The sequence below is a fragment of the Vibrio sp. B1ASS3 genome (genome assembly GCF_905175355.1).
Lineage (GTDB): Bacteria > Pseudomonadota > Gammaproteobacteria > Enterobacterales > Vibrionaceae > Vibrio > Vibrio owensii.
In genome coordinates this window covers 2310238-2336613 of the sequence record NZ_HG992742.1, presented here as the reverse complement: position 1 = coordinate 2336613, position 26376 = coordinate 2310238, and the positions used below count along the sequence as shown (strand labels likewise).

Below are 26376 nucleotides of genomic sequence, written 5' to 3'. Positions count from 1 at the left end.
TTGCTGTGATGAAGTTTCAATGACATTTTGAAATCGCACTTTGCATTCTAAATGTGAGCTATGTACAATCCTTGTTCCGATGAAGGTCCGGTATTCGTGTTACCGAGCGACCGTCATCGACTTTCGAAATATCTTCTAATTTGAATAACATGTGTTGCTTGGTGTGCAACACCACTGTAAAGGACATAGCATGCCTATTATTACTCTTCCTGACGGCAGTCAGCGTCAATTTGACAACCCAGTTTCTACTATGGAAGTTGCGCAATCGATCGGTCCTGGTCTTGCAAAAGCAACTATCGCTGGTCGTGTAAACGGTAACCGCGTTGATGCGTGCGATCTAATTGAAGAAGACGCAAGCCTTGAGATCATCACAGTAAAAGATGAAGTCGACGGTCTAGAAATCGTTCGTCACTCATGTGCTCACCTTCTTGGTCACGCTCTTAAGCAGCTTTACCCACAAGCTAAAATGGCGATTGGTCCAACCATCGACAATGGCTTCTACTACGACATCGACTTAGACGAGTCTCTAACGCAAGAAGATCTTGAAAAGATTGAAAAGCGTATGAAAGAGCTAGCGAAAACCAAGTACGAAGTTGTTAAGAAAAAAGTGAGCTGGCAGGAAGCACGTGATACGTTTGAATCACGTGGCGAACCATACAAAGTGGAAATCCTAGACGAAAACGTATCTCGTGATGATCGTCCAGGTCTTTACCACCATGAAGAATACATCGACATGTGTCGTGGTCCTCACGTTCCTAACATGAGCTTCTGCCAACATTTCACTCTATTGAATGTTGCGGGTGCTTACTGGCGTGGTAACAGCGATAACAAAATGCTTCAACGTATCTACGGTACTGCTTTCCACGATAAGAAAGCACTGAAAGCGCACCTAACTCGCTTAGAAGAAGCGGCGAAGCGTGACCACCGTAAGATCGGTAAGCAACTAGACCTATTCCACATGCAGCAAGAAGCACCTGGTATGGTGTTCTGGCATCACAATGGTTGGTCTGTTTTCCGTGATCTAGAAGTATTCATCCGCTCTAAGCTAGATGAGTACGGTTACCAAGAAGTAAAAGGTCCGCTAATGATGGACCGTGTTCTTTGGGAACGCTCTGGTCACTGGGACAAATACGCAGATGCAATGTTCACGACTTCTTCTGAAAACCGTGAATACGCAATCAAGCCAATGAACTGTCCAGGTCACGTACAGATCTTTAACCAAGGTCTTAAATCGTACCGCGACCTACCGTTACGCATGGCTGAGTTTGGCTCATGTCACCGTAACGAACCATCTGGTGCACTACACGGTATCATGCGTGTACGTGGCTTTACTCAGGATGACGCTCACATTTTCTGTACTGAGAGCCAAATTCAAGAAGAAGTAACAAACTGTATCAAGATGGTGTACGATACGTACCAAACATTTGGCTTCGACAATATCGTAGTGAAGCTGTCTACTCGTCCAGAAAAACGTGTAGGTTCAGACGAAATCTGGGATCAATCTGAAGAAGCATTGAAACAATCTCTTGAATCGATGGAAATCCCATACGAAATTCAAGAAGGCGAGGGTGCATTCTACGGTCCTAAGATCGAATTCACACTATACGACTGTCTAGACCGTGCGTGGCAGTGTGGTACTGTTCAGCTAGACTTCAACCTACCAGGTCGCCTAGGTGCAACTTATGTAGGTGAAAACAATGAACGTCTTGTACCGGTAATGATTCACCGTGCAATTCTAGGTTCACTAGAGCGTTTCATTGGTATCCTTATCGAAGAATATGCTGGTTTCTTCCCAACTTGGTTGGCGCCAGAACAGGCAATTCTTATGAACATTACTGATAAACAATCAGAATATGTTCAAGAAGTAGTACAAAAACTACAAAAAAGTGGAATTAGAGCTAAAGCGGACTTGAGAAATGAGAAGATTGGCTTTAAAATCCGCGAACACACTTTGAAGCGTGTACCGTATATGCTTGTAGTCGGTGACCAAGAGATGGAAGCAGGCGAAATAGCAGTACGTACTCGTAAAGGTAAAGATCTCGGTAAATTTAAAGTGGATGATTTTATCGCATACATCCAAGACGAGATCTCTAGCCGTAAGCTCAATCTGGAGGAATAAGCTATTAAAGGCGGAAGACGCGGCCAACAGCCGGTAAAACAAAACCCACACCGTATGAACGGTGAAATTCGTGGCGTTCGTGAAGTTCGACTAACTGGCGCTGACGGTGAATCAGTTGGTGTTGTATCGATTCAAGAAGCGATCGCAGCTGCTGAAGAAGCAGGCATGGATCTTGTGGAAATCAGTCCTAACGCTGAGCCGCCAGTCTGTCGTGTTATGGACTACGGCAAATTCCTCTTTGAAAAGAGCAAATCTGCTAAAGAGCAGAAGAAAAAGCAAAAACAGGTTCAGATTAAGGAAGTAAAATTCCGTCCTGGAACTGATATTGGAGACTATCAGGTAAAACTACGCAACCTGACGCGTTTCCTTGAAGAAGGCAACAAAGTGAAGGTAACAATTCGCTTCCGTGGCCGAGAAATGGCACACCAAGACATCGGTGTTGACGTTCTTCATCGCTTGAAAGAAGACACTGTAGACTTTGCTGTAGTGGAATCTTTCCCAAGTAAGATCGAAGGTCGTCAGATGATCATGGTTCTTGCCCCTAAAAAGAAGTAATTAACGGCTCATCAAGTAATTAAGACCTGGCCGTTTCCCTTTTAAAGGTAAACGGCTGGGTTTTGTTCGCCCTAATTACGTTGTTTATTAAACCTACTCAATGCGGAGTTATTCATCATGCCTAAGATGAAAACCAACAAAGGTGCTGCTAAGCGTTTTAAGAAAACTGCTGGTGGTATTAAGTACAAGCACGCTACAAAACGTCACATTCTGACTAAGCGTACTACTAAGAACAAGCGTCAGCTACGTCCAAATGCAATTCTTCCACGTTGTGAAGTTGCTGCAGTTGTTCGTATGTTGCCATACGCTTAATTCTTTTTAGTTATCAATCGTTTAGTTTAGGAGAAGCATAATGCCTCGCGTAAAACGTGGTGTACAAGCTCGTGCACGTCATAAGAAAGTTCTAAAACAAGCTAAAGGTTACTACGGTGCACGTTCACGTGTTTACCGCGTAGCTTTCCAAGCAGTTACTAAAGCTGGTCAATACGCTTACCGTGACCGTCGCGCTAAGAAACGTCAATTCCGTCAACTATGGATTGCACGTATCAACGCAGCATCTCGTCAAAATGGTCTATCTTACAGCCGTTTCATCAACGGTCTTAAGAAAGCATCTATCGAGATCGACCGTAAGATCCTAGCGGACATCGCAGTATTCGACAAAGCAGCATTTGCTGTTCTAGTTGAAAAAGCGAAAGCTGCTCTTTAATTAGCAGTTTAGGATTAAGAGAAGGAGAGCATTAGCTCTCCTTTTTTATTGCTTTCTGTTTCCCTAGCCATAGACTTTCCCATTTCCCGCATATATCCCAACTCTGACCAAATCAGTTGCTCTAGTGGCTGGATTTGTTATTTTGCCTTTACTCATCAAATCATGGATAAGGAGCGTCTGTGTTACCGAGCTATTGGGAATCAAAGCGTTTAATCTTTTCTACTTTTGATACAACACAGGCTGAGCTAGCCAAATCTCTATTCGATTCTAATCATCAAAAAGTGGTTTATGACCATACTTTTCGTGGTTGGCCAATTGCAGAATATCAAGCGCTGATTTCAAAGAGTTCTCTACCAAAAAATCCCGATGACCTCGAAGCTTTTTACCTCAGAAAAATATCGACACAGGAGGGGGAGCCGATAGGTTATATCCAACTCGAACTGAATTTTCCGTACAAAGGGTGTTTATGGATCCCTATGCTGTGTCTTATTCCTGACTATCAATGTAGAGGTTTAGGAAAGGAAATCGTCGATAGTGTATTGGACGTTGCTCTTGAGTATGCGTCTTTCAATAAAGCCATGCTAAACGTGTACGTTGAGAATACTGACGCTTTTCGCTTTTGGTTTAAGCAAGGCTTCAATCACATAGAGCAATTTGATGATGCTGAACATGAGTTAGGGCGCGAGTATCATTGCATTGTCCTCAGTAAAGGAATATCGCGTTAAATCATTTTGTTATCTACTTATGGTAGGGTTTATTAGGATTACAAACAAAAGGATTAGAAATGGACATTCGACAACTACAAGCGCATATAAAAGAGTTTGATCACGACCCGGAACAGAAACAGCATTATTTCCTCAAACTGATTGAAGAAGTGGGTGAGTTGTCTGAATCGATTAGGAAAGACGCCACTGGGCAACCGACAGAGGACACAATTAAAGGAACAATCGCGGAAGAACTCTACGACGTACGCGTATACCCAAATATCCTCAATGCGCTAGGTTCAGCGAGATTGCATTGGTTTGTAGACGCGGCGGCGATTTAAAGATCTAGTGGTTCTAAATCGAAAATCGACAACAAAGTATACAAGCCAAGGCAACTCGCCCTTTGGGAGCGTGTCACTAACACTATTTCTTTGCCAAACAAAATGGAAATAGAAAGACTATTCCTCAAGTTGTTTGACTTTGAACTAGAGTCAGTGACAACGCTCTGAATCCTGCTCATTGAAGACATTTGGGTATAATATGTTTGTGCATTAGCCAATGTTTATGAAATAGATTTGGAAAAAACGCACGAAGTGAAAGAGATACTGAACAAACGAAAATATAACCGCTAGGGAAGGGGAGACAACATGGTTCAACGAATCAGTTACGAATTTTTGCCGCAAATTTCTGGTCCTTATGTTCATGCGACAAGACATTGCGAAACCTTGTATGTGTCAGGGCTGACAGCCATGGGTTCACCAAGTCAAAGTGAAAGCCTAATCGAGCAAACGAAAACGGTTCTGTCTTACTTGTCGCAGATACTTACTGAAGAACAAAGAGAGAAACGCGATCTCGTCAAGCTGACGATATTTGTAACCGACATGAACCAATTGCCAGAGATCCGGTCGGTATTATTCGACTTCTATGAGGGGTATTTACCAGCTTGTTCATTAGTCGAGGTGAGCCGTTTGATTCACCCCGACTTATCTATTGAGATTGAGGCAGTCATCTCATCTGAAGCATTGTAGAGAGGCTTTAATGAAAATAAATCGCTTGGATCACCTTGTACTGACAGTTAAAGACATTCAAACCACACTGGATTTCTATACACAGGTTCTCGGTATGGAAAGTGTTACTTTTGGGGAAGGACGTGTGGCTTTGATATATGGGCGACAGAAAATCAACCTTCATCAGCTTGGCAATGAATTTGAACCTAAGGCGAGTCAGGTGGCCTCTGGGAGTGCCGACTTGTGTTTTGTATGTGATACGCCAATTGCAAACGTGCTCCCCCATTTAGACTCCCATTCTATCGAGGTTATTGATGGCCCAGTTCAACGGACAGGTGCAATTGGTAACATCCTATCGGTTTACATTAGAGACCCAGATGGTAACTTAATTGAGTTATCTAACTATCTTACTGAGGTATAACATGATTTATTCAACAACCGAGACGATTCCTGGACGAGAGATTGCAGAGATAAAAGGTGTTGTGACGGGAAATGTGGTTCAGTCAAAGCACATTGGACGTGATTTCATGGCTGGCTTAAAAAGCATTGTTGGTGGTGAGATTCGTGGCTACACCGAAATGATGACGGAAGCCCGAAATATTGCTATTCAACGAATGGTAGAGGATGCCGCGAACCTAGGAGCAGATGCTGTTGTCGGTATTCGTTTCACCACCAGTTCGATCGTTGATGGTTCTTCAGAGATTCTTGCATTTGGCACTGCAGTAAAGCTTGTTTAAGAGCGACTAGCCAGCGCGATGTGTTGCTAACTCATGATCAATAGAATGGGTTAGTAAGTTCCAACTCGATTATCCATTTCAAGTGAAACGCAGAATCTCGACAGTGATGTTCTGCGTTTGCATTTCTGACGCCTACCTAATGTTCCTACATACTCACCTTATTGATCCTGATCGTAGCGTTCGCAAAAAATAATAGATAAAGATCTAGTATATGCAATTTGCATAAATATGCATTTTAGGCTGCATGTTTTGTAGGGTAAATATTCTAAGTTTTTGTGATGTCTTAAGTCGGAAATACTCTGAGAAAACGCTCCAGTTAGCAGTTAATGCGACGAATAGCATGTTGATTAACATGTTTATAATCTATTTTGATAACAACTTATAATGAAACTGAATGCATTTTAAGTGCCAGTATTAACATCATAAATGTGAATGAAAGTATATTAATTCAAAGTTTTCTTATAAAAATATGAACTTATGCCTTGCGAAGTGATTCTAAATTGTTACAAATACTATACAGCTGTAACATTGCCATAAGGAATTGTAGATGAGAGAACTCACTCCCGAGTACTTGTTAGCCGCATTACGACAAGCGATAAAAACTAAAGGGCTAACATATCGAGAGTTATCTGAGAAAATGGGCATGCCATTGTCCACTTTTAAACGTCATTTAACTAGTACTAACCTTGCTCTAGATAAGCTGCTTGAGTATTGCCGCGCGGTTGACTGCACCCTCGATGAATTGCAGAAGCTAGCAAATCAACTTCAAGCTGAGGATCAAGATTACTTTAGCCACACGCAAGACGAAGTCTTTTTCCAATTTCCTCATCTTTACGATTTTTATCGAGAGTTACGGATGCTTCGTGGGAAAGACGGCTATACCATCCTAATGAAAAAGTATGACCTCTCGAAACAAAGTATGTCGGACTATCTAGGCGCGCTAGAGTTACTTGATTTGGTTTATGTTGATGAAGAAAACAACATTACGCTGCATGGTCCGCTCTACTACAGCTATGCTGAAAACTCGAAGCTTAACGACAAGTACACAGAGATCATCAAGGATCAAACGACCACGCACGAGAAGTGTGTTCGAGTCGCTTTGTCTCGCATGAAAATCACTGAAGAACAACTACTTATCTTGGAAGAACAGGTCGCGAATACCGTGCTTGATTTTCATTCGAAAAATGTAGTGGCAGAGAACTTTAACGTATCCGATTTTACCAATGTCCTTTTGATTGCAGGCCCACATCAGCCCGTTACTTTTTCAGATGGTATCGTTCAAACAGAGACAAACTTTATTGATGATATTCGTTATGCGATAGCATCCGCAGGGGATAAGCCGAGTCTCTCGATATAATCTCTAATTATTTTTAATGATTTATAAATTCATTCTTGAAATGTTTATTTGTTGAACTATTATGACGAAGTGTCAATTATGACGATTCGTCAGAAATGTGATGTCGTTTCTGCAAACCATATTCGTGTTACACTTCATTTGGGTTACACAGGGATACGGAACAGGGAAATATGTTTAACTTTGGCTGCAAGAAAAATGACAAACAAGAAGGGTGTCGTGTGGTTTCTGGTTTAACTAAGAAACAACAAGCGATCGCCGATCGTGAGGTGGAGTTAATCCAACTTGCAAAGTCATTGGTTCAAGAGCAGGGGTTTGCGAATCTCACCATGGATAAGTTGACCGCCGCAAGCCCTTACTCAAAAGGGACAATCTACAACCATTTCTGCAGCAAAGAAGATGTGATTCTCGCGCTTTGTATCCATTCTCTAAAAAGTGAGGCGGTGTTTTTTGAACGCACGGCCAACTTTGATGGCAATACTCGTGAGAAGATCATTGCAATGCATGTGGGCTACCGTATCTACGCTCGTATGGAGCCTGTCTTATCGACGTGCGCAATTGTTGCTAAAACCCCTTGGGTGATAGAGAAAGCCTCACCGGCCCGCCTAAATGAATTGAATAAGCTTGAAGAGGAAGTGATTTCCGGTGCGGATGCATTAGTGAACCATGCGGTAGAAGTTGGGGATTTAAAATTCTCACCCGCAGTAGGTTCTGATGCCATTGTATTCGCAAACTGGTCTATTGCTTTTGGTTCTAATGCACTTGCGCAAAATGCGTCGAATAGTCGATGCATACAGCGTTTGCAAGACCCTTTTTCAGTGCTTCATAACGCCAATATGTTACTTGACGGTTTGGATTGGTTACCGCTCTCAACTGAGTGGGATTACCGCAAAACCTGGCGTCGAGTAGAGCAGGAATTATTCAGTGAAGAACTTGCTTATCTTGACTCAGTCAATCGTTAAGTAAGCAACAAGCCAATCAAATCAGCGGATTGGCTTTTTAATCACACTATTTGACGGATCGTCAATAACGATGGTTTTTACACCAATACCTCTAATTAAATCGGTGTAGAGATCGCGTTAGAAACGTATCTGGAATTAGAGAACAGCTAAAGCTGCTTTTTTAACTCCGTTTTATGACGAAACGTCACAAAGGGAGAGTGTGATGAAACACCACCAAGCTCAACAAGCTTCCTCTGCTCAATGGGGGAAGATTCCAACCAAGTACAGTATATGGGTACTACTGGCCACGGTATTGCTCGTTGTTATCGCGACAATAGGAGGAAAGAACCTTTACTTCCGTGGTGACTACAACATCTTCTTTGATGGTACCAATAAGCAGTTATTGGCGTTCGATGAAATTCAAACCACTTTTGCTAAAACAGACAACCTCGCCATTGTTGTTGCACCAGCCAGCAACGACGTCTTCACTCCGGAAATCCTCCAACTTATACAAAGCCTCACCGTCGATTCGTGGCAAGTGCCTTATTCCAGTCGTGTTGACTCTATCGCCAACTACCAACATACCGAAGCGTTTGAAGACGATCTTCTCGTCGAGGATTTGTTGTATGAAGACTATGAACTAACCCCTGAACGTATCGCTAAAGTCAAAAGCATCGCGTTGTCAGAACCTGTATTGAAAAGCGCTTTGATTTCAGAAAAAGGGGACGTAACAGTTGTGAATATTACTGTTCAACTGCCAGAAATAGACAAGACGGCCGAAGTGCAAGAGGTGATGTCCCATATCAGCGCAATGCTAGAGCGTTACCAACAGAACTACCCAGATGTTGAGTTCCATAAAGCAGGCATCATCGCCATGAACTATGCGTTTATGACGGCAGCGCAGGAGGACAGCTCGACACTGGTGCCAACCATGCTGTTAGTGATTTTGGTGTTTTTGACCATTATGTTGCGCTCATTCTTGAGTGTCGTCGCCACCTTGATCGTTATCATCGGCTCAGTTATGGCGACGATGGGACTTTCTGGTTGGGCTGGCATGTTCTTGAGCACGGCGACCGTTAATGTGCCTACGCTGGTAATGACACTCGCCGTTGCTGACTGTGTGCATGTCATCACCACCATGCGTCATTCGATGCAAAATGGCTTTAGCAAAGCGCATTCTATCGAGAGAAGTATTTCACTTAACTTCATGCCAATTCTGATCACTTCAGTGACCACAGCAATCGGCTTTTTGATGATGAACATGTCCGATTCTCCGGTATTGAGAGACTTCGGCAACTTGTCAGCGTTAGGCGTAATGATCGCATGCTTCCTTTCTGTCACGCTTCTTCCTGCCTTGCTGAAGTTGCTTCCTATCAATGTTAAGCAAACGCCTTCGAACGGAAAGTCTGACTTTATGGACAAACTGGGCGACTTTGTTGTTACACATCGCAAAGCGTTACTGCCTGCCTCTGTGTTGGTTATTGCCGTCAGCGCGAGTTTGATTCCTTTGAATCGCGTCAATGATGAATCCGTGAAGTACTTCGATAACCGCAGTGATTTTCGCCAAGCTGCCGACTTTATGGAGGCGCGCATCAGTGGCATGACCAACATCAGTATTGCGATTAAAACTAACGAGTCACAAGGGATTGCAGACCCGGTATTTCTCAATGCTATTGGTGGGTTTACGGATTGGCTGCGCATTCAACCAGAAACTGACCATGTCGCGACGCTAGCGGATGTGTATAAACGTCTCAACAAGAACATGCATGGTGACGATGAAAGCTACTACGCGTTGCCACAAAATCGTGAACTGGCTGCGCAATATCTGTTGCTTTATGAGATGTCCTTGCCGTATGGACTCGACCTAAACAACCAAATCAATGTTGATAAATCGTCAATTAAAATGGTCCTCACAGTTGATAACTTGGGCAGTGTTGAATTGGTTGATCTTGAGAATCGTATCTATGCGTGGTTTGCTGACAATGCCCCTCAATATGAAGTAGTTGCTTCGAGCCCTTCTTTGATGTTCGCCCACATTGGTGAGACCAACATGGCGAGTATACTCTCTACTTTACCTATTACATTAGTGCTCATTTCCGCATTGCTTATTTTTGCTCTTCGCTCTCTCAAACTTGGTTTGATCAGCTTGGTGCCAAGCATCGCACCGGCCGTGATTGGTTTTGGTCTCTGGGCGCTTATTTCAGGTGAAATTAACCTCGGGCTATCCGTTGTTGTCACATTGACGCTCGGGATTGTGGTCGATGATGCTGTTCACTTCCTTTCTAAATACCAGCGTGCTCGAAAAGAAGGCCAAACAGCTGAGCAAGCAGTGCGTTACGCCTTCCATACTGTTGGGCGCGCGCTCTGGATTACCACTGTTGTCTTGGTGGCAGGCTTTTCGGTGTTGGCCATGTCGAGCTTCCGTTTGAATGCTGATATGGGCCAGCTCAGCGCCATTGTCATCTTTATCGCTTTAGTTGTGGATTTTTTATTCTTACCGACTTTGTTGATGCTGTTTGATAAGGCCGCTTACTCACAAAACACAGGGACGAAAAAAACACCTTCAGAATCTGAGAAAAACGTTACGGCGACACCGTTGTAATCGAGAAACGAACTTCAGGAATTAAGACAAGGAACACATAATGAAACTAGTTAAAACACCATTCAAAGTCGCCGCGTTATCGATTTCACTTTTGCTTTCGCCTTTTACATGGGCAGATGAGGCAAAAGGATTAGAGATTGCACAGGAGCGCAAAGCTCGTGATGAAGGTTGGGGGGATTCGGTGGCAACAATGCAAATGATCCTTCGCAATGCACAAGGGGAGAGCAGTACGCGTTTGATGCGCTTGAAATCACTTGAGGTTGCTGATGATGGTGACAAAGGGTTGACCATTTTTGATGAGCCACGTGATGTAAAAGGCACTGCATTTCTGAACCATTCTCATACAGTTGGCGCAGATGACCAGTGGCTCTACCTACCGGCTCTTAAGCGTGTAAAACGTATTGCTTCGCGCAATAAATCCGGTCCGTTTATGGGCAGTGAGTTTGCTTATGAAGACCTGAGCTCATTCGAGATCGAAAAATACAGTTTCAATTACCTAAAAGATGAAACGGTGAATGACCAAGAAACGTTTGTGTTAGAGCAAATCCCGACAGATAAAAACTCCGGTTACACCAAGCAGGTGGTTTGGTTGGACAAGGCGCACTATCGTCCTCTGAAAGTAGAGTTTTATGACCGCAAAGGTGCGTTGTTAAAAACACTTTTATTCTCCGACTACAAACAATATCTGAATCAATACTGGCGCGCTCACACCATGGCGATGACGAACCACCAAACGGGCAAGAGCACGGAACTGACGACCAGCGAGTTAACGTTCCAGACTGGTTTGAAAGACAACGATTTCAACAAAAACGTCCTTAAGCGCGTTAAGTAGGGAGGTTGAATGACTAGGGCAATCGTTGCAAGCCGAACCTTGGCTGGCATTACGGCAATGCTGTGTTCTTCGCCTTTACTTGGCGTTGAACTAGCGGGGCAGGTCAATATCGAGCATCGCCAGTTTTTCTCTGACGGTGCTCAGGGGCAAAACAAAGGGCAAACATCACTCGTATTGCAACCCGAGCTTTATTGGGATCTGCAAGACGGTGATGCGAGTTTCACTTTGACGCCTTTTTTTCGCTGGGATAGCATGGATGATGAACGCACTCATGGTGATATTCGAGAAGCTTTATATTTAACCTATTGGGATGATTACGAACTCCGAGTCGGCATCAGTAAGGTGTTTTGGGGCGTCACAGAGTCTGCGCACTTGGTTGATGTTGTAAACCAAGTTGATGCGATAGAAGCGGTTGATGGAGAAGATAAGCTCGGCCAACCTATGGTTCATTTTACTTCTATCAAAGAGTGGGGGACGGTGGATGCGATGTTATTGCCCTATTTTCGTGAGCGAACATTTGCAGGTAAAGATGGACGTTTGAGGATTGATCCTGTTGTCTCTGGTGATGCGCTGTATGAATCTAGCCGAGAAGAAAAGCATGTGGATGCCGCTTTTCGGTACGCACAAATGTTCGGCGATTGGGATGTCGGTTTAAGCTATGTTTATGGAACAAACCGTGACCCGTATTTTCGGTTTGATCAAGGAGAGCTAAAACCTTACTACGCCTTAATGAGCCATGTTGGGCTGGATGTTCAAGGCATCGTGGGCGATTGGTTATGGAAGCTAGAGAGTGTCTACCGGGATAGCTTCGACAATCATGTCGGCGTCGTGACGGGTTTTGAGTACACGATAGTAGGCGCTTTTGATACGGTATGGGACGTAGGTATTATTGGTGAGTATCTCTATGATAGCCGTGGTAACAATGCGCAAAACATCGGTCAAAATGATGTCTTTGCAGGCATTCGTTTAGCACTCAATGACGAAGACGGCACAGAAATTCTTACGGGTATAACGCAAGATCTCGACAACTCCGATGTGTACAACGCAAAACTTGAGGCTTCCAGCCGCATTTCAAATCATTTCAAGTGGCAAATCGATGCTTGGTTGTTTAAAAATGACACGCCAACGGACCTGCTTTATTTCGCACGGGACGACGACTTTATCGAACTCTCTATCCAGTATTATTTTTAAATTGGTAGATAAACTAATCGAAAAGTTGGAGGCAAGTAGATCCACGTCATTATTTTGACTGACTGCTAAAGCGTTAAGGAAGATTTGTCGATACTATTCCTTATGTTTGTTGTGGTATTGATAGTTGTATATAAGCAACTATCAATACTCACTGGTTTTACTCAGGAGTAGTAGCGTTGAATTCATTTCGTTGGGACACATATTTCGAAACTGGAATCGAACAAGTTGATGAGCAACACCAGTATTTAGTCGGCTTCATCAATAAGTACGGCGAACTTTTGGCGCAAAACAGCATCTCCCTGACCGATATTCAAGTCGCATTGTTTGATCTTTCTCGTTACGCAGAGTTCCACTTCAAAGAAGAAGAGAACTTGATGCGCGAAGTGGGGATCTATCCTGAGCATCTACAGAAACATATCCAAGTCCATCGCGCGTTTATGAGCGATATCATCAGCATGCAAAGCTTCATCAATGAAGAAAACAAGCGTGCGGCCGAACAGTTGCTGGATTTCCTTATTCATTGGCTGGCGTACCATATTCTTGGCATCGATCAGAATATGTCCAAACAAGTGGCGGCGATTCAATCCGGCATGTCTCCAAAAGCAGCGTATGAAGAGCAAGAAAAACAGGTCAATGCCTCAACAGAACCGCTGCTTGACGCGCTAAATGCGCTATTTTCGCAAGTTTCCGAGCGAAATCGAGAGCTACTCAAGCTGAACCTAGTTCTAGAGGAAAAGGTGGACGAAAGGACGAAGCAGTTATCGAATGCAAATAAACAGCTAGAAGCCTTGTCCTTAACCGACTCATTGACTCAGTTACCGAATCGTAGAAGCGCGATAAAAACGCTTAAGAAATTGTGGAAGGATGAGGACGCTAAAGACCTGCCTTTGGTTTGTATCATGATCGATGCGGATTACTTCAAACAAGTGAATGATACCTGCGGCCATGAAGCAGGGGATTTAGTTCTAACCGAGCTCGCGCAAGCGTTGAAGCACTACTTCCGCAGTGACGACATTGTGTGTCGTTTGGGTGGCGATGAGTTTTTCGTAATTTGCCCAGATACCGGATTAGAGGGTGGTTTGCATGTGGCAGAGGCGGTGAGAAAGCAGGTCTCCCATATGCTTGTTCCTACTTCATTCGAACCTTGGCGAGGGAGCATCAGTGTTGGTGTTGCAGAGCGTCGAGACAATATGGAAACCTACACGGATTTAATTCGAGTTGCCGATGAGGGCGTTTACTTGGCAAAACAGAACGGTAAAAACCGAGTTCAAACCGTACAAAAACTCACGCCTTTAAACTAGATTACTGCTCATGTTAGATCGCCAAAGAAAGCGAGCTTCTTTTCTCGCTTGATAAGAACAATACCAGTGACTTTCTTTGGCCTCTTATGCAAAAACAACCTCGATAAAATGGGCGTTATTCCTAGACAACGCTGCTTTTTTTACGTTTTTGTGTTCTTTTTATTCAATAACCTCTTCTTTTCATAATTCAATTTGGCTTTGGTGGCGCGTTTGGCTACTATGTACAGCTATCAAAAAACCAATCACTCCCTTATGGATACTACCAATAGGTAGATGAGGAAACGATGCAACATCTAGAAGAGATCATTGCTAACGCGAGTGCAGCAATTGAAGCTGCAGAATCGCTAGTCGTACTTGATGAAGTGCGTGTTCAGTATCTAGGTAAAAAAGGTGAGCTAACTGCTCAACTTCAAAGCCTAGGTAAACTACCACCAGAAGAGCGCCGTGAAGCTGGTCAAGAGATCAACAAAGCGAAAGGCGTAGTTCAGCAAGCTATCGCAGCTCGTAAAGATGCACTACAAAGTGCAGAGCTAGAAGCGAAGCTAGCAGCAGAAACGATCGACGTGACACTACCAGGTCGTCGTATCGAGAACGGTGGTCTACACCCAGTTACTCGTACTGTTGAGCGTATTGAGAAGTTCTTTGGCGAACTTGGCTTTAACACAGAGTCTGGTCCAGAAATCGAAGATGCATTCCACAACTTTGATGCACTAAACATCGCAGCTGATCACCCAGCGCGTACTGACCACGATACTTTCTTCTTCAACCCAGATTTGATGCTTCGTACTCACACGTCAGGCGTACAGATCCGTACGATGGAAAATGGTAAACCACCATTCCGTTTCATCGCACCAGGCCGTGTATACCGTAACGACTACGACCAAACGCACACGCCAATGTTCCACCAAGTGGAAGGCATGCTGGTTGATGAGAACGTGAACTTCGCACAGCTGAAAGGCATCCTGCACGATTTCCTATGTAACTTCTTCGAAGAAGAAGTGGAAGTACGTTTCCGTCCATCTTACTTCCCATTCACTGAGCCTTCAGCAGAAGTTGACGTGAAAGGCAAAAACGGTAAATGGCTAGAAGTACTAGGTTGCGGTATGGTTCACCCGAACGTACTACGTAGCGTAGGCATCGACCCTGAAAAATACTCTGGTTTCGCATTCGGTATGGGTGTTGAGCGTCTAACAATGCTTCGTTACGGCGTAAACGACCTCCGTGCGTTCTTCGAGAACGATCTTCGTTTCCTAAAACAGTTCAAGTAATCCAGGGGATAAATCACTATGAAATTCAGCGAATCATGGCTTCGTGAGTGGGTTAGTCCTTCGATTACCACTGACGAACTAACTCACCAAATTACAATGGCGGGTCTAGAAGTTGATGACGTGCTACCTGTAGCAGGTTCGTTCAACGGCGTTAAAGTTGGTCACGTTGTTGAATGTGGTCAACACCCAGATGCAGACAAACTGCGCGTAACTAAAGTTGACGTGGGTGAAGAAGAGCTTCTAGACATCGTTTGTGGCGCACACAACTGTCGCCAAGGTCTGAAAGTAGCAGTAGCAACAGTTGGTGCTGTTCTTCCAGGCGATTTCAAAATCAAAAAAGCGAAACTACGTGGCCAGCCATCTCACGGCATGCTTTGTTCATTCACTGAACTAGGTATCGACGTTGAGTCAGACGGCATCATGGAACTAGCAGAAGACGCAGTAATCGGTACCGATTTCCGTGAATTCCTAGGTCTAGACGACGTAACAGTAGACGTAGACCTAACAGCAAACCGCGCTGACTGTTTCAGTATTCGTGGTCTAGCTCGTGAAGTTGGCGTACTAAACCGTGCTGACGTGACTGAGCCATCAGTAGAAGCAGTAGCGGCTTCAATCGAAGACAAAGTGTCTATCGAAGTGAAAGCGCCAGCTGCGTGTCCACGTTACCTAGGTCGCGTTGTTAAGAACGTAAACGTTCAAGCTGAAACGCCACTATGGATGCAAGAGAAACTGCGTCGTTGTGGTATTCGCTCTATCGACCCTGTAGTAGACATCACTAACTACGTTCTTCTAGAGCAAGGTCAACCAATGCACGCATTCGATCTAGCGAAGATCGAAGGTGACATCGTCGTTCGTATGGCTGAGCAAGGTGAGAAGCTAACACTTCTTGACGGCAGCGAAGCAGAACTAAACGCAGATACACTAGTAGTTGCTGACCACAACAAAGCACTTGCAATCGCAGGTATCTTTGGCGGTGAAGAGTCTGGTGTAACAACGGAAACTAAAGACGTTTTACTAGAGTGTGCATTCTTTGCACCTGACCACATCCGTGGTCGCGCTCGTAGCTACGGTCTGCACACTGATTCTTCAATGCGTTTCGAGCGTGGTGTGGATTACGCACTACAAGTGAGCGCTATGGAGCGTGCAACTCAGCTTCTTGTTGAAATCTGTGGCGGTGAAGTAGCTCCTGTTGTTGCAGTAGAGTCTGAAGCAGACCTACCTAAGCCAAACAAAGTTGCTCTACGTCGCACTAAACTAGACAACCTATTAGGTCACCACATCGCTGATGCTGACGTAGTAGAAATCCTAGAGCGTCTAGGTTTGACTGTTGAAGCTTCAGAAGAAGGTTGGATGGCAGTAGCACCAACATGGCGTTTCGATATCGCTATCGAGCAAGACTTGATTGAAGAAGTTGGCCGTATCTACGGTTACGACAACATTCCTAACCAACACCCAGCAGCAGCACTTAAGATGCACAACCACGTTGAAGCGGATCTTCCACTGAAACGCGTTCGTGATCTTCTTGTTGACCGCGGTTACCACGAAGCAATCACATACAGCTTCGTTGAGCCTGAGCAACAAAAGCTAGTTGTACCTGGTGTTGAGCCTCTAGTGCTTCCAAACCCAATTTCTGCAGACATGTCAGCAATGCGTCTTGGTCTTATCCAAGGTCTGCTGAACACAGTTGTTCACAACCAGAAGCGTCAACAGCCACGCGTTCGTCTATTCGAATATGGCCTACGTTTCATCCCATGTGAATCTGCAGAAAACGGCATGCGTCAAGAGCCTATGCTTGCAGGTGTTATTGCTGGTACTCGCGGTGAAGAACACTGGGATATCGAAACTAACACTGTTGATTTCTTCGACCTTAAGGGCGACCTAGAAGCAATTCTAGAGCTATCTGCGAACGAAAAAGCGTACTCTTTCGCTGCACTGTCACCTGAAAGCAAAAAAGCTAACCCAGCACTTCACCCAGGTCAATCTGCGGCAATCATCGTAGACGGCAAAGAAGTAGGCGTGATCGGTACCGTTCACCCTGAGCTTGAGCGTAAGTTCGGTCTAAACGGTCGTACTATCGTATTCGAAATCGAATGGTCTGCAATCAACAGCAAAGTGATCCCAGAAGCGGTAGCACTTTCTAAATTCCCTTCAAACCGTCGTGATATCGCGGTAGTAGTGGATGAAGCTGTTGCATCTGGTGACATCGTTAACGCTTGTCTAGAGCAAGGTGGCGAGTTCCTTAAAGATGCGAAACTGTTCGACGTTTACGTAGGTAAAGGCGTTGAAGAAGGTAAGAAGAGCCTAGCAATCGCTCTGACTCTACAGTCACTTGAGCGTACGCTTGAAGATGCAGATATCGCGGGTGCGGTTGACGCTATCGTTGCTCACGTTTCTGAGAAGTTTGGTGCGTCTCTACGTGACTAATCTCGCGTAACGCATCTTCTTAAGAAATGAAAACCCTGCCAGCTCGGCAGGGTTTTTTGTATTTTGGGAATAGGGAATAGTTAGAGCCAAATTGTCTCCACTTTTATCCTCTCACCTTCAAAGCAAATCTTATTCACACCAATCCTTTCTCTTCGGTTGTATTCGTCAATACTGTGGTCAAAGCCATAAGCGGTGGCGGGTGCCATATGTTGAGTCACACCTTGCTGCGATATAGTCAGTGCATCATGACCATGTCCACAAATTACATCCTGAACTCGATTCTTTGCCAAAAGCGCAAGTAAGCTTGCATCGTTCTCCAAGCAAATCGCTTTCATCCAGTCTGAGCCAACAGGAATAATGGGATGGTGGACAACGACGATCGGGTTGGCGACATGGCGAAGCTGTTTAGTTAAGACTGCTAAACCAAGGTTATCAACTCGGCCAGAACCTAAAGGATGACGCTTATCCAATGGTTTTGCACTTGAGTTCAAAAATATAACCTCTCGTCCATGGAGCTTGGCTTTATCGACAACGGCGATACAACTCCCACGCAATTCTTGTTTCATCAGTTCATGGTCATCATGATTGCCAGCGATGGCGAAGATACGCTTGTTTCGGGTGTGTTGCTCTATGAAGTTAACTAGCCTGAGGTAAGCGCCAGGTTGAGGGTTGCAACACAGATCACCAGTGAGAAAAAGAGTATCGCAAGATGAATCATTTTGAGCACACAATAGCGCTTTACGCAGGTTTTCAAAGCTAGATGGATCGCTTAAGTGACAATCGCTGATCTGGAAAATCGACTTCATGGAATTTCGCAATGTAACGTTTGGTTGAATGGTTTCAGTGTAACACTTAACCTCTTGGTTTTAATAGTAAACCTCTACGTTGCTTATTACCGCTTTGTAAGAAAGGTAGATCTAAATCTTCCTCTGGTTAATTGGATTTTTAGGGAACGTTCTCAAATGTAAAGTTCAGCGTAGCAGGTAACGAGAACTTAAGTACTAGGCCAATAATTAAAAGATGCGTTAGAGCGTTAGGTTGATCACGGTTTTTACTGTCTATTATCCGCTGTTATCTATTAATTCGTTATTTGATATGTTATTGTTGCAAACGTTCCCATTTTGAGTTTTAGGTTAAAGTAAATGTCGTTAGCACCATACATTGCCGTTTGTGGGGGAGTTGAAAACATCTCTCGCGTTTTGATTCCTGATTCAGACCTTATTTTTGAAGTGCGTGAACACACGCTAATTCAAGACTCTGAGTTGATTGAGCAACTACAAGAAGTTCAGGGAAAAATGCAAGTGAGATTTGTGCGCTCAGATTCTGTCAGTACGGAAGCATTACTACTGCTGGGAGAGGAGATTGCTAAAGAACAAGCGAAGCGTTTTGAATCACTTCAAGAGCCTGTTGAATGTGAGCACCGCCCCTTATGGCATATAACGCCACCACAAGGTTTGCTTAACGACCCAAATGGTTTTGTGTTCCACAATGGCCAATACCACATGTTTTACCAGTGGTATCCGTATGGGTGTGAACACAAAGACAAGCATTGGGCACATTTAACCAGTACTGACTTAATCAACTGGGAATGGCAACCCGTTGCGCTCACGCCTTCAGATTGGTTCGATAGTCATGGTGTATTTTCTGGTCATGCACTTAGCCAAGAAAACGAGTTGATGTTGTTCTACACAGGCAATACACGAATTGGGCCGCAACGAGATCGTCATACAACCCAGTGCTTAGCGACTTCAACTGACGGTGTGAACTTCGTTAAGCATGGTCCGGTGATTGGTGAACTACCTCCTGGTGTAACACCACACATCCGCGACCCTAAGGTGATTCGTCACGATAACCAGTGGCTAATGTTATTGGGTGCGCAGACGGAAGAGCTAAAAGGGCGCCTAGCGATTTACAAATCTAACGACTTGTATCAATGGACGTTTGACGGTTTGTATGGCGATGAGTTTGGTGATTTCGGATATATGTGGGAATGTCCGGACATGTTCAATTTGTCTGAGCAAAGTTTTGTTGTGATTGGTCCGCAGGGCATTCCTTCGTTTTCTGAACACAACTCAATTCCTCACCATAATGGCATCGTGAAGGCAAATTGGAATGATAAAGATGGCCTTCACCTGAGCGAGTTCCAACACCTCGATTTTGGTTTTGATTTTTACGCGCCACAAACCATGCTTACGCCAGGTGGCCGCCGTGTTATGTGTGGCTGGATGGGATTACCAGATGAAATCGATCAACCGAGTTCAGACAATGGCTGGGTACATCAACTGACGACAATGCGTGAAATGAGCTTCCGTGATGGCAAGCTGTATCAATTTCCAATTCATGAGCTTGAATCGCTAATTGAATCAACAAACGAATTTGTGTTGAATTCCGATGGTATGGATATCGGAACCAAGTCTTTCGATTTAACTATCACGTTAGAATGGGGAGACGAGTTATGCCTTTTCGAAAATACAGCGCAAAAACTGACGATAAAAGCCGATGACGTTGAGCGTCGATTGATCTTAGATCGTTCTAAAACATTGAATCGAGCACAAGATACGGTTCGCGAGTTACCGCTAGAGTCTGGCAAGATTGAACTGCGTATCTTAGCGGATACTTCTTCTGTTGAAGTGTTTGTTAACGGTGGTGAAGCGGTGATGACGTCTCGTGTGTTTACTGATGTCGATGCGACACGTTTGTCTTTACAAGGCGGAGAGCGAGAAGCAACTCTGCATTATTTGAAAGCGGCAACAGCGCCTTTCCAAAACGTTTAATTCTAAAAACGACAAATTAAAAAAATCCCCGCAATTGCGGGGATTTCTATTTTATTACCTAAGCTTCAAGCTATAGCGATCTTGTTCTAAATGTAAGCCAACAACGCATCTTGAGTTGGCAATGCTGTCATCGCGCCTTTTTGCGTTGTCGCTAGAGCACCACAACCATTTGCCCAGTTAACTGCTGAATGGATCGCTTCTTTGTTCGCCCACTCATTTTGTTGAGCTAAACGAGCCAGCAAACCACCCACAAAGGCGTCGCCAGCGCCTGTTGTATCTATTGGTTTGACTGCTTGGCCTGCAATCAGCTCTTGTTCACCTTCGAATACAACCAACGCGCCTTTTGCACCTTGAGTGATAAGGACAAGCGTATTATCGAATGCTTTGATGGCTTCAAGACCCGCTTCGAGTGAGTCCGTGTCGGTCAGGAACAGCAGTTCATCGTCAGAGAATTTCATCACGTCAGCCAGCTCAATTGCTTGGCGAACCACAGGTTTTAACTCTTCTGGGTTAGCCCAAACTTCTTCACGTAGGTTTGGATCAAAGCTGACGAAGCCACCGGCTGCTTTAATATCTTGCATCGCTTTCAGTGTACTGCTGCGACTCGGTTCGTTTGCAAGTGCGATTGAACACACATGTAGCCATTCGCCTTGAACAAATGCAGGGATGTCAGCAGGGATTAGGAATTGGTCCGCACTTGGTTTCACCATAAAAGTAAAACTGCGTTCACCTGAGTCATCTAGATCTACAATCACGGTTGATGTGCGCTGTGCTTCATCCAACAGCATGTAATCTGTGTTGACTTGTTCTTGTGCCAGTGTTGCTTTCATAAAACGACCCAAAGGATCTTGACCAACACGGCCAAAGAAAGCACTGTTACCGCCTAATCGAGAGATTGCGACTGCAACGTTGGCTGGCGCGCCACCAGGGCATTTCAAATACGTGCTGTCTGTATCTGGAATCAAATCAACAACGGCATCGCCAGTCACCCAAATCTTACTCATAACTACTACCTAAAATAGAATCTAATCACTAACTACATTTTTGCTAAATCGTTTTAGCTAATCAATGTTTATTTGAACCAAAAAGGTCAAAATGACGTTAATTGTGATCTTAACCATGATCTAGAGTGTTTGCCCAAGCGCAAAGTGGGGGATTGTGATGGCTTTCATAATTAACCTGAGTATCATTGGCGGGATAATAAAAAAGCCCAAGCTTAAAATAACCACGGAATGACCAGGTGAAGAACAAAAAACTAAAGCTAGCGGACATTGCAGAACTGGCCGGAGTGTCTAAATCCACAGTCAGCTTTGTCTTAAATGGACACGCCAAGAAACACCGAATCAATGAAGACACCGTAAAACGTGTCCAAGCTGTCGTCGCGGAACACAATTACGCACCAAGCCTTTATGCCCGCGCTTTAAAAGCGAAAAAAACGTATACCTTGGGCTTGGTTATTCCTGATTTGGCCAACATGGGTTTTGCCACAACCGCTAAGCAACTCGAGAAGCTCGCTCGAAGCAGTGGTTATCAGTTGTTGATCGCCTCTTCTGAGGATGAACCAGAGCAAGAGCAAGAGGCAGTAAAGAGCTTATTAGAAAGGCAAGTTGATTTACTGATGGTCGCAACGTCTATGTCTGACGATAGCTTTTATCAAGAAGTCAGACAGTCTACGCCTGTGATCTTGTTTGACCGTGTTATTGAGCAGCAACAGATGACGACAATCAAAACCGATGCTCACAACGCCGCTAAGCAAGTGGTGGAGAAGTTGGGTAAGGAAGCAAAAGAATGCGCTTACTTTGGCGGTCAGTTAGAGCTGTCTCCAAGTAAAGACCGTTTTGCCGGTTACCAAGCAGGGTTGGAGCAAGCCGGAGTGAAATTTGAAGCGGCATTGGTCAAACATAAGGATTACCAACCCGAGTCAGGCTATCAAATGATGCAGGAAACCTATCAAGAGTTAGGTCGCCTTCCAGAACGCTTGTTCGTTGCTTCTTACTCCATCCTTGAAGGGGTTTTGCGTTTTCTTTCAGAGCAGCAACTGTTAAATGAAGAGATGAAAATAGCGACGTTCGACAACTACGCTATTTTGGATTGCTTACCAATTAAGATAGATTCGATTGAACAGGATTGTGATTTGATTGCGCAAAGCTTATATGAAGCCGGCAAAGCGCTGCTAACCGAACCAAAACACACCCCACAGCAAGTGGTGCTTCCTGCGAAGATCCACTATCGCTAGGGCTGATTTGCTCAAGAGAGTGAAAGGGTAAACAACAGCAGTAGCGGCAACGTGATTATGCTGAAGAAATTACCAAACAACACCATTGAAGCGACTGTCATTGGCTCAATGTTCAGTCGCTCTGCAAACAAATAGTTCATGACGGCTGGTGGCAGCATAGTGAACAACACCATCATTTGCAGTTGCATCGTCGGCAGTGGGATCAACCAATAGATTAATGCAAATGCGATCGCACCAGTCCCAAGCGATTGCACTGTACACATAAGACCTACTTTTAAACCTCCTAATCTCAGGTTCAACATCTGGGCACCCAATGAAAGTAACATCACTGGTACCGCCGCTTGTCCGAGTGATGCGGTCGCCTCATACAACGGGCTCCAAATACCGATTCCAGAAAGATTAATGAACAAAGCGAGTGAAGCAGATAAGAAAATCGGCATCTTAATGATCTGTTTGAAGGGATTGCCGCTACTGAGCAGCATTACACCCAAACTGATGTGTAAACAGGCTGAGACAACGAACAACAGCACTGCCGAGGGTAAAGCGAGTTCACCGAACGTATACGTGAACAGCGGGATCGCTAAGTTGCCGCTATTTCGAAACATGTGTGGTGGTGCCCATGCTTTAAATGAAAGACCGGTCAGTCTCGTAATCGGTAGCATCACAATGCCGGGAACGACGACAGCAATAACAGCAGCAACTAAAAGAGGGGCTTGGTCCATGTCGAGAGGCATGCTTACCAGCGATGAAAAGACGAGTGCTGGCGTGAACACATCCATATTAATGCGATTGATGGGGCGAAAATCTGGTCTGATGTAGCGGCCAACGAGATAGCCAACAAAAACCAAAGCGAATACAGGGAAGAGAATGCTGACGACTTGGTGAAACATGTAGGCTCGCGAGTAAGAGGGCGTATGTGAAAACAGTATCAATGTTTCCATTTGCCGTCATGGAGTAACACGCAGAATTTTGTCTTCGTTCAAGCTTTCGTTTTTCAATTCACCTAGCAGAATAGGTAAAAAAAGTATGCTGAATGTGACTGGTCAGATCTATTTTTGAAGTGACTCAAACTACTGAAAAACAGAGAAGTTTTGTGTCAATTGTTTGTAAAATAGCCAGTATCTGACATTTTTATTAAATAGTGATTAATGTTGTTTTAAGGTTTTAAACTAGTAATTTAAACTGGATATTTTTCTCGATAGAGAGGGAATTAAAGTAAAATCTGGAAATGATGGTAGGTAAAGTACCGCAGTGGTAAAACATTCGGTATATTAGCAAAGAAAAAAGTTGGCGAAAATCATAAGCTTGGCATACACTTCCTGATGTAACCCCGATATGTTGTTGAATTGGTAGGGTAAAACTGCTCTGGCGCTACACTAGGTAGCATTGTTTAACATAGCTTTGAGGAAAGTTTTATGGCGCTCACAAAAGCCGAACTTGCAGAAAACCTGTTTGATAAATTGGGATTTAGTAAACGGGACGCCAAGGAAACGGTGGAAGTGTTCTTTGAAGAAATTCGTAAGGCACTAGAAAGTGGCGAACAGGTAAAACTGTCAGGTTTTGGTAACTTTGACCTTCGTGACAAAAACGAACGACCTGGTCGTAACCCGAAAACTGGTGAAGATATTCCTATTACTGCTCGACGTGTCGTTACGTTCCGCCCGGGTCAGAAGTTGAAAGCTCGCGTAGAGAACCTAAAGGCAGACCAGTAAGCCATGTAACATGGAATGAGACCACGCTTTGTCGTGGTCTTTTTGTCTGTACGCTTCGTTACTTACTAAAGAACAAATAAAAAACCACCGCAATTGCGGTGGTTTTTCAGTATTGAGGAAATCAGTTTCTAAAAGACGGCTTGTTTACGCCGCTTCTAGGTGTGTCGTCAGGTACGGATGCCAAGCTTCTTGATACAAGTTTTTCGATTGAGTGCGCATGCTGCGAATCGAAGCTGTCTCGATATCATTTAAGTTTCGGCCTTCTACAAGAGCTTGGCGCTCCAGCTTCTGAATTTGTTCGTACAAATCATGCTCCGGGCCACTCTTAACGTCAGCAATGGCTTTAAGGTGCAGTTGAACTTCAGCAATCAAATTCGTTTTAGGGAGGCGAACCAACAGGTTCAAGTCACGGTAGCCAGAGGCCGTTGGTTTCTTAAAGCGGTTTTTCACTTTAACGATGGTAGTTTCACGCTCTAACGCTTCGTACACAGAGACAAGGCTTGCTACGTCATCCGCGACGATAGTTGCTCGTGCTAAGTCTGTAATTCGCTCTACTTGACCATCCAATTCGTGAGCAATTTTTTCTTCGGCACGATGTTGAGATTTAACGCCTGCGAAGTAAGGTTGGGCGTCAGTAAGAAGGGCAGTACTTTTACAGATGGTTTCTAACTCGAACTGTGCTTGGTGAGCTTTGCTGTAAAGTACGTCGAAATCTGAATAAGGTTGAGTTGGTTTGGAGTCGATTGACTGAATGCCATACAAACCACTAAGGCTATGCTTAAACAATTTTGAGCAAACTTCGTTTTGGCTAGCAGAACGGTTTTGTTGCTCGTTACTCGGGACATTTGGAAGTGCGGCGAACGCCGGCGCACGGCTTAGTACTAAAAGCATCAATGCAGTAGTACGTAAAAATAAGCTCATTCACTCTCCTTAACTTGCTTGCACTTAGAAAATGGGTAACGAAAAGGTCACTAAGATTCGCAAATCAGGTACTACCTAGTTAATGGGGGCTCTACGATAGATTCCAAGGCCGTTTTTTTAGCCTTATGGTGGAATCGTGTTCTAGATCACCATTTTGCTTTCCTTTATTCCGACAACCAGATAAAGGAAGGGTTCATTCTTGAACGATAGCCATACTACCATTGCAGTATTAACCAAAGATGAACGGCATAGACAAATTTGAAAAAATCATTAGTCTTACCCCACAAAAGCGAAGCGCAAAGCTCGAATCCACAATCAGCCGACAAGTAGAAGTAAAATGAGAGATCAAGAATTTTGGCACAGTAAATGGGCGAGTAACCAAATTGGTTTCCACCTAGATGACGTGAATCCACTGTTACCTGCATTCTGGCAGCATACCAATCCTAAACGTGAAGACACCGTGTTAGTTCCTCTGTGCGGAAAGTCAGAAGATTTGGTATGGCTAGCGACGAAGCATGATGACGTGCAGGGTGTCGAACTCAGCCTTATCGCCGTGCGTGCGTTTTTTGCTGAACATTTCTATACGCCGACTGTCACACCAGTGAACGGCATGCATGAGTTGTATCAGTTCGATGAGTTGTCGATTTACACTGGCGACTTCTTTACTGCGCCTGTTTCTAAAGCCGATATCATTTACGACCGTGCTGCGCTTGTGGCTTTGCCGCAAGAAATGCGAGAAGAGTACGTAACTCGTCTTAAGCAGCTGTTGAACCCTGGCGGACGTATTTTACTTGTGACTCTTAACTACCCACAGGATGAGATGTCAGGCCCTCCATTTAGCGTGCCAGTCGAAGAGATTGAACAGCTGTTTGCGGGTTACAAGGTGACTTGTTTGAATGTCGACCAAGCCGACGAAAACCATCCCAAAATTGCGAAGAAAGGTCTAAGCCGCTTCTCTGAAGAAGTCTACTTAATAGAGAGCGAATAAAGGA

At 44.4% G+C, this 26376-nt stretch carries 25 protein-coding genes; 21 read left to right on the top strand and 4 right to left on the bottom strand.

The window, feature by feature from the left end:
• Nucleotides 1-190 precede the first annotated feature (190 nt).
• The 17 genes from thrS to pheT all read left to right on the top strand — a co-directional run bounded on the left by thrS (nucleotide 191) and on the right by pheT (nucleotide 17741).
• Nucleotides 191-2119 carry a threonine--tRNA ligase gene (gene thrS / locus KJB05_RS10745; RefSeq protein WP_009705874.1) on the top strand — a complete coding sequence of 643 codons (1929 nt, stop codon included), beginning with the start codon at nucleotides 191-193 and terminating at the stop codon, nucleotides 2117-2119.
• A 3-nt stretch (nucleotides 2120-2122) separates the two neighbouring features.
• Nucleotides 2123-2674, top strand: coding sequence for a translation initiation factor IF-3 (gene infC, locus KJB05_RS10740; RefSeq protein ID WP_074050532.1), 552 nt, complete (start codon nucleotides 2123-2125; stop codon nucleotides 2672-2674).
• 117 nt (nucleotides 2675-2791) lie between these two features.
• Nucleotides 2792-2986 (top strand): 50S ribosomal protein L35, encoded by a 195-nt coding sequence (gene rpmI, locus KJB05_RS10735; RefSeq protein WP_009705876.1) that lies wholly within the window; start codon nucleotides 2792-2794, stop codon nucleotides 2984-2986.
• A 40-nt stretch (nucleotides 2987-3026) separates the two neighbouring features.
• Entirely contained in the window at nucleotides 3027-3380 is a 354-nt protein-coding gene (rplT, locus tag KJB05_RS10730; protein ID WP_004727974.1) for a 50S ribosomal protein L20, read from the top strand.
• Between the two features lie 179 nt (nucleotides 3381-3559).
• Nucleotides 3560-4105, top strand: coding sequence for a GNAT family N-acetyltransferase (locus tag KJB05_RS10725; protein WP_208445457.1), 546 nt, complete (start codon nucleotides 3560-3562; stop codon nucleotides 4103-4105).
• A gap of 59 nt (nucleotides 4106-4164) precedes the next feature.
• Nucleotides 4165-4425, top strand: a complete 261-nt coding sequence (locus KJB05_RS10720; protein WP_227741108.1) for a hypothetical protein — start codon at nucleotides 4165-4167, stop codon at nucleotides 4423-4425.
• A 306-nt stretch (nucleotides 4426-4731) separates the two neighbouring features.
• Nucleotides 4732-5112, top strand: a complete 381-nt coding sequence (locus KJB05_RS10715; RefSeq protein WP_045412372.1) for a RidA family protein — start codon at nucleotides 4732-4734, stop codon at nucleotides 5110-5112.
• A gap of 10 nt (nucleotides 5113-5122) precedes the next feature.
• On the top strand, nucleotides 5123-5512 hold the full coding sequence (locus tag KJB05_RS10710; RefSeq protein ID WP_208445456.1) for a VOC family protein: 390 nt from the start codon (nucleotides 5123-5125) through the stop codon (nucleotides 5510-5512).
• A 1-nt stretch (nucleotide 5513) separates the two neighbouring features.
• Entirely contained in the window at nucleotides 5514-5828 is a 315-nt protein-coding gene (locus KJB05_RS10705; RefSeq protein WP_005443150.1) for a heavy metal-binding domain-containing protein, read from the top strand.
• 547 nt (nucleotides 5829-6375) lie between these two features.
• Nucleotides 6376-7185 (top strand): helix-turn-helix transcriptional regulator, encoded by an 810-nt coding sequence (locus KJB05_RS10700; RefSeq protein WP_009705881.1) that lies wholly within the window; start codon nucleotides 6376-6378, stop codon nucleotides 7183-7185.
• Nucleotides 7186-7355: 170 nt separating this feature from the next.
• Complete coding sequence (locus tag KJB05_RS10695) at nucleotides 7356-8144, top strand: TetR/AcrR family transcriptional regulator (RefSeq protein WP_208445455.1); 789 nt, start codon at nucleotides 7356-7358, stop codon at nucleotides 8142-8144.
• Nucleotides 8145-8346: 202 nt separating this feature from the next.
• Entirely contained in the window at nucleotides 8347-10725 is a 2379-nt protein-coding gene (locus tag KJB05_RS10690; RefSeq protein WP_208445454.1) for an MMPL family transporter, read from the top strand.
• 40 nt (nucleotides 10726-10765) lie between these two features.
• On the top strand, nucleotides 10766-11557 hold the full coding sequence (locus KJB05_RS10685) for an outer membrane lipoprotein-sorting protein (RefSeq protein ID WP_208445453.1): 792 nt from the start codon (nucleotides 10766-10768) through the stop codon (nucleotides 11555-11557).
• A gap of 9 nt (nucleotides 11558-11566) precedes the next feature.
• On the top strand, nucleotides 11567-12748 hold the full coding sequence (locus tag KJB05_RS10680; protein WP_208445452.1) for a hypothetical protein: 1182 nt from the start codon (nucleotides 11567-11569) through the stop codon (nucleotides 12746-12748).
• A 176-nt stretch (nucleotides 12749-12924) separates the two neighbouring features.
• Entirely contained in the window at nucleotides 12925-14049 is a 1125-nt protein-coding gene (locus tag KJB05_RS10675; RefSeq protein WP_208445451.1) for a GGDEF domain-containing protein, read from the top strand.
• A gap of 284 nt (nucleotides 14050-14333) precedes the next feature.
• The gene (pheS, locus tag KJB05_RS10670; protein WP_208445450.1) at nucleotides 14334-15317 is read left to right on the top strand and encodes a phenylalanine--tRNA ligase subunit alpha; all 984 of its coding nucleotides are present in this window, start codon (nucleotides 14334-14336) and stop codon (nucleotides 15315-15317) included.
• Between the two features lie 18 nt (nucleotides 15318-15335).
• Nucleotides 15336-17741 (top strand): phenylalanine--tRNA ligase subunit beta, encoded by a 2406-nt coding sequence (pheT, locus tag KJB05_RS10665; RefSeq protein WP_208445449.1) that lies wholly within the window; start codon nucleotides 15336-15338, stop codon nucleotides 17739-17741.
• A gap of 80 nt (nucleotides 17742-17821) precedes the next feature.
• On the opposite strand, the gene KJB05_RS10660 is transcribed toward pheT, so the two are convergent.
• Complete coding sequence (locus KJB05_RS10660; protein ID WP_208445448.1) at nucleotides 17822-18547, bottom strand: metallophosphoesterase; 726 nt, start codon at nucleotides 18545-18547, stop codon at nucleotides 17822-17824.
• 336 nt (nucleotides 18548-18883) lie between these two features.
• Between KJB05_RS10660 and KJB05_RS10655 the strand changes: the two genes are divergently transcribed.
• Nucleotides 18884-20515 (top strand): glycoside hydrolase family 32 protein, encoded by a 1632-nt coding sequence (locus KJB05_RS10655; RefSeq protein ID WP_208445447.1) that lies wholly within the window; start codon nucleotides 18884-18886, stop codon nucleotides 20513-20515.
• An 86-nt stretch (nucleotides 20516-20601) separates the two neighbouring features.
• Here KJB05_RS10655 and KJB05_RS10650 read toward each other — a convergent pair whose 3' ends face one another.
• The gene (locus tag KJB05_RS10650) at nucleotides 20602-21519 is read right to left on the bottom strand and encodes an aminoimidazole riboside kinase (RefSeq protein ID WP_208445446.1); all 918 of its coding nucleotides are present in this window, start codon (nucleotides 21517-21519) and stop codon (nucleotides 20602-20604) included.
• A gap of 236 nt (nucleotides 21520-21755) precedes the next feature.
• On the opposite strand from KJB05_RS10650, the gene KJB05_RS10645 reads away from it, so the two are divergent.
• Nucleotides 21756-22751, top strand: a complete 996-nt coding sequence (locus tag KJB05_RS10645) for a LacI family DNA-binding transcriptional regulator (RefSeq protein WP_199461449.1) — start codon at nucleotides 21756-21758, stop codon at nucleotides 22749-22751.
• Nucleotides 22752-22762: 11 nt separating this feature from the next.
• Here KJB05_RS10645 and KJB05_RS10640 read toward each other — a convergent pair whose 3' ends face one another.
• Nucleotides 22763-23641: an AEC family transporter gene (locus tag KJB05_RS10640; protein WP_208445465.1), complete on the bottom strand. Its 879-nt coding sequence runs from the start codon at nucleotides 23639-23641 to the stop codon at nucleotides 22763-22765.
• Between the two features lie 525 nt (nucleotides 23642-24166).
• Between KJB05_RS10640 and ihfA the strand changes: the two genes are divergently transcribed.
• A complete protein-coding gene (ihfA, locus tag KJB05_RS10635; protein WP_005427969.1) occupies nucleotides 24167-24463 on the top strand; it encodes an integration host factor subunit alpha in 297 nt (98 codons plus the stop codon).
• A gap of 144 nt (nucleotides 24464-24607) precedes the next feature.
• Here the strand turns inward: ihfA and KJB05_RS10630 are convergent, their stop codons facing one another.
• Entirely contained in the window at nucleotides 24608-25384 is a 777-nt protein-coding gene (locus KJB05_RS10630; RefSeq protein WP_208445445.1) for a RelA/SpoT domain-containing protein, read from the bottom strand.
• Between the two features lie 337 nt (nucleotides 25385-25721).
• Here KJB05_RS10630 and KJB05_RS10625 point away from each other — a divergent pair, with 337 nt between their 5' ends.
• Nucleotides 25722-26372: a thiopurine S-methyltransferase gene (locus KJB05_RS10625; protein WP_208445444.1), complete on the top strand. Its 651-nt coding sequence runs from the start codon at nucleotides 25722-25724 to the stop codon at nucleotides 26370-26372.
• Nucleotides 26373-26376 lie beyond the last annotated feature (4 nt).

What these genes read in the sequence shown, in the direction of transcription:
- ihfA (WP_005427969.1), top strand. Translation starts at nt 24,167, where the DNA reads ATGGCGCTCACAAAAGCCGAACTTGCAGAAAACCTGTTTGATAAATTG.
- KJB05_RS10630 (WP_208445445.1), bottom strand. Translation starts at nt 25,384, where the DNA reads ATGAGCTTATTTTTACGTACTACTGCATTGATGCTTTTAGTACTAAGC.
- thrS (WP_009705874.1), top strand. Translation starts at nt 191, where the DNA reads ATGCCTATTATTACTCTTCCTGACGGCAGTCAGCGTCAATTTGACAAC.
- KJB05_RS10695 (WP_208445455.1), top strand. Translation starts at nt 7,356, where the DNA reads ATGTTTAACTTTGGCTGCAAGAAAAATGACAAACAAGAAGGGTGTCGT.
- KJB05_RS10625 (WP_208445444.1), top strand. Translation starts at nt 25,722, where the DNA reads ATGAGAGATCAAGAATTTTGGCACAGTAAATGGGCGAGTAACCAAATT.
- rplT (WP_004727974.1), top strand. Translation starts at nt 3,027, where the DNA reads ATGCCTCGCGTAAAACGTGGTGTACAAGCTCGTGCACGTCATAAGAAA.
- pheT (WP_208445449.1), top strand. Translation starts at nt 15,336, where the DNA reads ATGAAATTCAGCGAATCATGGCTTCGTGAGTGGGTTAGTCCTTCGATT.
- KJB05_RS10710 (WP_208445456.1), top strand. Translation starts at nt 5,123, where the DNA reads ATGAAAATAAATCGCTTGGATCACCTTGTACTGACAGTTAAAGACATT.
- KJB05_RS10640 (WP_208445465.1), bottom strand. Translation starts at nt 23,641, where the DNA reads ATGTTTCACCAAGTCGTCAGCATTCTCTTCCCTGTATTCGCTTTGGTT.
- KJB05_RS10660 (WP_208445448.1), bottom strand. Translation starts at nt 18,547, where the DNA reads ATGAAGTCGATTTTCCAGATCAGCGATTGTCACTTAAGCGATCCATCT.
- KJB05_RS10720 (WP_227741108.1), top strand. Translation starts at nt 4,165, where the DNA reads ATGGACATTCGACAACTACAAGCGCATATAAAAGAGTTTGATCACGAC.
- pheS (WP_208445450.1), top strand. Translation starts at nt 14,334, where the DNA reads ATGCAACATCTAGAAGAGATCATTGCTAACGCGAGTGCAGCAATTGAA.
- KJB05_RS10680 (WP_208445452.1), top strand. Translation starts at nt 11,567, where the DNA reads ATGACTAGGGCAATCGTTGCAAGCCGAACCTTGGCTGGCATTACGGCA.
- KJB05_RS10705 (WP_005443150.1), top strand. Translation starts at nt 5,514, where the DNA reads ATGATTTATTCAACAACCGAGACGATTCCTGGACGAGAGATTGCAGAG.
- KJB05_RS10690 (WP_208445454.1), top strand. Translation starts at nt 8,347, where the DNA reads ATGAAACACCACCAAGCTCAACAAGCTTCCTCTGCTCAATGGGGGAAG.
- KJB05_RS10650 (WP_208445446.1), bottom strand. Translation starts at nt 21,519, where the DNA reads ATGAGTAAGATTTGGGTGACTGGCGATGCCGTTGTTGATTTGATTCCA.
- KJB05_RS10715 (WP_045412372.1), top strand. Translation starts at nt 4,732, where the DNA reads ATGGTTCAACGAATCAGTTACGAATTTTTGCCGCAAATTTCTGGTCCT.
- KJB05_RS10700 (WP_009705881.1), top strand. Translation starts at nt 6,376, where the DNA reads ATGAGAGAACTCACTCCCGAGTACTTGTTAGCCGCATTACGACAAGCG.
- KJB05_RS10685 (WP_208445453.1), top strand. Translation starts at nt 10,766, where the DNA reads ATGAAACTAGTTAAAACACCATTCAAAGTCGCCGCGTTATCGATTTCA.
- KJB05_RS10655 (WP_208445447.1), top strand. Translation starts at nt 18,884, where the DNA reads ATGTCGTTAGCACCATACATTGCCGTTTGTGGGGGAGTTGAAAACATC.
- rpmI (WP_009705876.1), top strand. Translation starts at nt 2,792, where the DNA reads ATGCCTAAGATGAAAACCAACAAAGGTGCTGCTAAGCGTTTTAAGAAA.